The following is a 1,615-nucleotide window of genomic DNA, read 5'->3' on the forward strand; positions in this document are numbered from 1 at the left end:
GATTCCCGCCGTGGCCGCAATCGCCGTCGCCGCCGTGGTGGCGACCGGGGTGAGCGCGACGAGCAGGGTGGCGGCGCGCCGCGCCCGCAGCAGCAACAGCAGCAGCCGGTGGCCTCCGAACCGGCGCCCGACACGGGTGCCTTGTTTGCCGCGGTGATCGCGGGCGAGTTTGATGGCGGYGACAGCGAGGGGGCTGAGCCTGCCGGCGTGGAAGCCGCAGCCGCACCCGAAGCGGCGCCAATGGCCGCCGATGCTGAGTTCAACCCGTCGGCCGAAGCCGGCGCGGCGACATCCGCCGAAGAAGAGGGCGCCGACAAGCGAGTGCTGCTGCCCGACCCCGACGCGCCCAAGCTGCACAAGGTGCTGGCCCAGTCCGGCATCGGCTCGCGCCGCGATATGGAGCAGGCCATCATCGACGGCCGCGTGGCGGTCAACGGTGAAACGGCTCACACGGGCATGCGCATCTCGTTTGGCGACCGCGTGACGCTGGACGGCAAACCCGTGCGCGTGCGCATCGCACCGCCGCCGGCGCGCGTGATCGCGTACCACAAGCCGGTGGGCGAAGTGGTGTCGCACGACGACCCGCAGCAGCGCCCGACCGTGTTCCGCAAGCTGCCGCGTCTGCAGCAAGGCAAGTGGCAATCGGTGGGCCGGCTGGACATCAACACCGAAGGCCTGCTGCTGTTCACCAACTCGGGTGACCTGGCCAACAAGCTGATGCACCCGCGTTTCGGCGTCGAGCGCGAATACGCAGTGCGTGTGCTCGGCACGCTGGAGAAAGAGGCCAAGGAACGCTTGTTGGCTGGCGTCGAGATCGAAGGCCAGAGTGCGGCCTTCAAGTCGATCGAAGACGGCGGCGGCGAGGGCGTGAACCACTGGTACCGCGTGGTCATCGCCGAAGGCCGCAACCGCGAGGTGCGCAAGCTCTTCGACACGGTCGGCCTGACGGTCAGCCGGCTGATCCGCATCCGCTACGGCTGTGTGGTGCTGCCGCGCGGCCTCAAGCGCGGYGTCTGGGTCGAYCTSGAAGAAGGCGACCTGCGCGCCCTGCGCCAGATGACCGATGGGGGTCGTCCGGAACAACGGCAAGACAACCGCCACGAGAACCGCCAGAACAACCGGCAAGACAATCGCCAGGACAATCGGCGTGACCAGCGCAACGACCGTGGTCCGGTCAAGCGCGGCCCTGATGGCGGTGGCCCGGAGCGTCAAGCCGACCGCAACAACCAGCACAGCAAGAAAAAGCCGCACAACCAGCCGCAGAACCAGCCGCGCCGCGACCGGCCGGAGCGCGTGGAAGCTGATCGCTTGCCGGGCGAAATGCGCGAGCCGGGCGATCCGACGCGCATCCCCAATCCGCTGCAGCAGACCTTCGACAAGCGCGCGATCCAGCGCGAGCGTTCGACCCGCCGCGAAGACGATTTCGAGAACGGCCCGATCCCGAACCCGCTGCAACAGACCTACGACAAGCGCTTCGTGCAGCCGCAACGCGGTTTTGGCACCGGCGGCGGCAAGGGCGGTGGCGGCAAGGGTGGCGGTGGCGGCAACCAGCGCGAGCCCGATCCGATGCAGACCTCGGTCGGCTACATCGGCGCCGATGCCTTCACCCGCAAGG

The 1,615-nt window shown here is 68.9% G+C and carries 1 protein-coding gene; it reads left to right on the forward strand.

The annotated features are described in order from the left end of the window. Positions 1-108 precede the first annotated feature (108 nt). Positions 109-1,615: pseudouridine synthase (locus tag AC1DYI_RS35015; RefSeq protein ID WP_477208700.1), on the forward strand; the 1,507-nt coding region annotated here is incomplete at its 3' end.

It is taken from the genome of Ideonella sp. P3_A4, from assembly GCF_056403075.1.